Annotated in this window: 3 protein-coding genes and 1 pseudogene; 2 read left to right on the forward strand and 2 right to left on the reverse strand. The window is 66.8% G+C overall.

The annotated features are described in order from the left end of the window. Positions 1-496: pseudogene (locus tag ACNPP0_RS22410) on the forward strand (PepSY domain-containing protein); the annotation flags it as partial. Between the two features lie 137 nt (positions 497-633). Continuing rightward, the gene (locus ACNPP0_RS22415) at positions 634-1,239 is read left to right on the forward strand and encodes a phosphatase PAP2 family protein (RefSeq protein ID WP_332611362.1); all 606 of its coding nucleotides are present in this window, start codon (positions 634-636) and stop codon (positions 1,237-1,239) included. A 76-nt stretch (positions 1,240-1,315) separates the two neighbouring features. On the opposite strand, the gene ACNPP0_RS22420 is transcribed toward ACNPP0_RS22415, so the two are convergent. Both ACNPP0_RS22420 and ACNPP0_RS22425 read right to left on the reverse strand, forming a co-directional pair. Continuing rightward, the gene (locus tag ACNPP0_RS22420) at positions 1,316-2,305 is read right to left on the reverse strand and encodes a Bug family tripartite tricarboxylate transporter substrate binding protein (protein WP_448707048.1); all 990 of its coding nucleotides are present in this window, start codon (positions 2,303-2,305) and stop codon (positions 1,316-1,318) included. Positions 2,306-2,435: 130 nt separating this feature from the next. Continuing rightward, positions 2,436-3,521 carry a tartrate dehydrogenase gene (locus ACNPP0_RS22425; protein ID WP_448707049.1) on the reverse strand — a complete coding sequence of 362 codons (1,086 nt, stop codon included), beginning with the start codon at positions 3,519-3,521 and terminating at the stop codon, positions 2,436-2,438. Positions 3,522-3,597 lie beyond the last annotated feature (76 nt).

A 3,597-nucleotide genomic window follows, 5' to 3' on the forward strand; every position in this document is an offset into this window, starting at 1 on the left:
GGCCGGGCACGACGTCGCGTTGGCGCGCACCGCCGCGGGCACCCCGCGCGTGTTGTCGGCCACCGCCGCCACGCCCACGGCGTTTGCCGAAACCGACTTGCGCCAGGCCGCCGCGCGCCTCTTGCCCGGCGCGGCGATACGCGAGGTACAGGTCCTGCACGACTACGACTTCTACTACTACGGGCGAGACGCGCACGCGATGCTGGGCCACGTGGAAAAGCCGCTGCCGATGTGGCGCGTGGTGTATGACAACCCGCAGGCGACGTGGGTGTATCTGGACCCGGCCACTAGCCAGATCGCCGGCCGGCAAGACCGCAGCAATCGCGTCAGCCGCTGGCTGTTCGCCTTCTTGCACAGCTGGGACTGGACCGGCCTGTTGTCGCGCCGGCCGTTGTGGGACGTGCTGCTGATCGTGTTGAGCCTGGGTGGCGCGGCGTTGAGCCTGACCGGCGTGGTAATCGGTTGGCGGCGCTTGGGCAAGAAGCTGAAAGGATGAACTTCGGCTGAGCCGGGCCGTGAGTGGCGTCGCGTGTCCAGAAGTAAAACCCAGCACGTCGACGCACTTTGTAAGCGGACTGACGGGAAACCCCATTACCATCGCGGCTATTGTTTATTACGCCTTGATGACGTGTCATGGATTTCCTGGACAGCCTGAACCATTCCCTGTTTCTTTCGATCAACGCCGACCCTGCCACGCCGGCCTGGCGCGTTCACGCCGCCATGCTGATCGCCAACCGGTTGATCCTGCTGGTGCCCGGCGCGCTGGCCGCGCTGTGGTTGTGGGGCGGCCAGCCGCAACGCAGCCTGGCGCTGAAGGTGCTGGCCAGCATCGGCGCCGCGCTGTTCATCAGCTATCTGTGCGGGGCGCTGTGGCCGCAGCCGCGTCCGTTTGTGCTGGGGCTGGGGCACGCGTTCTTTGCGCACAAGGCGACCTCGTCCTTTCCCAGCAACCACACCATCATCATTGCCACCTTTGCGTTCGCGTTGATCCTGGACCGGCGTTGGGCGGTGTGGGGCTGGCTTACGCTGGCGGGCGCCGTCGTCGTGGGCACGGCACGCGTCTATCTGGGCGTGCATTTCCCCTTGGACATCGCGGGCGGCCTGGTGCTGGCGCCCATCGCCGCGGCGATTACCGCCGCGGTGTGGAACCGCGTCGGCGCACCGCTGACGTTGGCCGCCCAAGGTATTTACCGCAAGCTGCTGGCCTTGCCGATCGCGCGCGGCTGGATCCGGGCGTAGACGGTCCGCGGATCAATACTACGGGGCCCGCCGGCCAGCGGTACGCCTGCCCTGGGGCCCGCATGATGCCGACGCTTCAGTTGATCGCCACCTTCGCGTCCTTGACCAGCTTGGCGTAGTTGGCCGTGTCCGCGCCGATACGGGCGCGCATCTGCTCGGGCGTGTCGCCAATCGGCACCGCGCCGATCTCGGCCATGCGGCGCGAGAAGTCGGGCGAATGGATGATCTTCACCATCTCGGCGTTCAGCCGCGTCACCACGTCGGCGGGCGCGGCCGCCGGCGCCAGTACGCCAAACCACGTCCCCATGTTGAAGGGCTTGATGCCCGCCTCTTGCATCGTCGGCACATTGGGCAACGCGGCCGAACGCTGATCGGTGGTGACGGCCAGCGCGCGCAGCTTGCCGCTTTGGATGTGCGCCAGCACAGGCGTGATGGTGTCGAACGACATATCGATCTGGCCGCCCAGCAAATCGGTGGTCAACGGCCCGCTGCCCTTGTACGGCACATGCAGCAGCTTGACGTGGCCCTGCTGCTCGAACTGCGCGCCGATCAGGTGTTGCCCCGTGCCCATGCCGTTGGACCCATACGTCAGCTTTCCCGGCGCGGCCTGCGCCAGCTTGAGCAGGCCTTGCACGGTGGTGGCGTCCAGCTTGGGATTGACGACCAGCACGTTGGGCACCAGCGCCACCGTGGTCACGGGCGCGAAATCCTTCTGAAAGTCGTAGTGCAGGCTCTTGTAAACGCTGGTGGCGATGGTGTGATGCACCGCGCCCATCAGCAGCGTATAGCCGTCGGGCGCCGCCTTGGCCACGTAGTCGGCGCCCAGCGTCGAGCCCGCGCCCGGCTTGTTTTCCACGACCACGGGCTGGCCCAGGCTCTTGGACAGTTCCTGCCCCAGGGCGCGCGCCAATACATCGGTGGTGCCGCCCGCCGGAAACGGCACCACCAGGCTGATCGGCCGCGCCGGATACGCCTGCGCGCTGGCCGTGCCACCCAACAACATGAAAGGCAGGCCCACCACGCAGGCGAACGCCATCGCGCGCACGCGGAATTGTTGCTTGAACATGCTTGTCTCCTTGGATTACGAATGGACTTCGCTTCTTGTTGTATTGCCGGGTCACCGCGTGAAGCGTGCTGCCTCGGGGTCTTGCGCCCCTGTCGCGGTGTCCGGGTATCGATGCCGGCGCCCTGTACCGCTACGCCGCCTTCTCTTGCCTGCCCCGCGCCAGCTGCGCGCAGACGGCCTCGGTGACGTCATCGGTACGCGCCTGCCCGCCCAGGTCGCGCGTATGCAACGCGGGGGTGGCCGTGACGCGTTCGATGGCTTGCATCAGGCGCGCCGCCGCCTCTGCTTCCCCCAGGTGTTCCAGCAGCATGACCACTGACCAGAACGTGCCCACCGGGTTGGCCAGGCCTTGCCCCATGATGTCGAAAGCCGAGCCGTGGATGGGCTCGAACATGGACGGGTAACGGCGTTCGGGGTCGATGTTGCCGGTGGGCGCGATGCCCAGGCTGCCGGCCAGCGCGGCGGCCAGGTCGCTGAGGATGTCGGCATGCAGGTTGGTGGCCACGATGGTGTCCAGCGACGCGGGCCGGTTGACCATGCGGGCGGTGGCGGCGTCGACCAGTTCCTTGTCCCACGTGACGTCGGGAAATTCGCGGCTGACTTGTAGCGCGATCTCGTCCCACATGACCATGGCGTGGCGCTGCGCGTTGGATTTGGTGATGACGGTCAGGAGCTTGCGCGGGCGCGATTGCGCCAGCTGGAAGGCAAAGCGCAGGATGCGTTCGACGCCGGCGCGCGTCATGATGGACACGTCTGTGGCGGCCTCGATGGGGTGGCCCTGATGCACGCGTCCGCCCACGCCGGAATACTCGCCTTCGGAATTTTCGCGCACGATGACCCAGTTCAGTTGATCGGGCGTGCAGCGCTTTAGCGGCGCGTCGATGCCGGGCAGGATGCGCGTGGGGCGCACGTTGGCGTACTGGTCAAAGCCCTGGCAGATCTTCAGGCGCAGGCCCCACAGGGTGATGTGGTCGGCAATGTCGGGGTCGCCGGCCGAGCCGAACAGGATGGCGTCCTTGTCGCGCAAGGCGTCCAGGCCGTCGGCGGGCATCATCACGCCGTGCTGGCGGTAGTAGTCGCCGCCCCAATCGAAGTTCTGGAATTCGAATTGCAGCCCGCCTTCGTCGGCAATGGCCTGCATGACGCGCTGGCCGGCCGGAATCACTTCCTTGCCGATGCCGTCGCCGGGGATGGTTGCGATGCGGTAGGTCTTCATAAGCCGACAGGCTCCTTGCGGGTAAGGGTCTGTCGGCAATGTACCGAGCGCTGCGCGCCGTGCGCGCAGCGCCGGT

The sequence above is a fragment of the Achromobacter semiaridum genome, from assembly GCF_053543755.1.

Bases quoted from the DNA above. Each gene is read 5' to 3' on its own strand.
- ACNPP0_RS22420 (WP_448707048.1), bottom strand. From the start codon at position 2,305: ATGTTCAAGCAACAATTCCGCGTGCGCGCGATGGCGTTCGCCTGCGTG.
- ACNPP0_RS22415 (WP_332611362.1), top strand. From the start codon at position 634: ATGGATTTCCTGGACAGCCTGAACCATTCCCTGTTTCTTTCGATCAAC.
- ACNPP0_RS22425 (WP_448707049.1), bottom strand. From the start codon at position 3,521: ATGAAGACCTACCGCATCGCAACCATCCCCGGCGACGGCATCGGCAAG.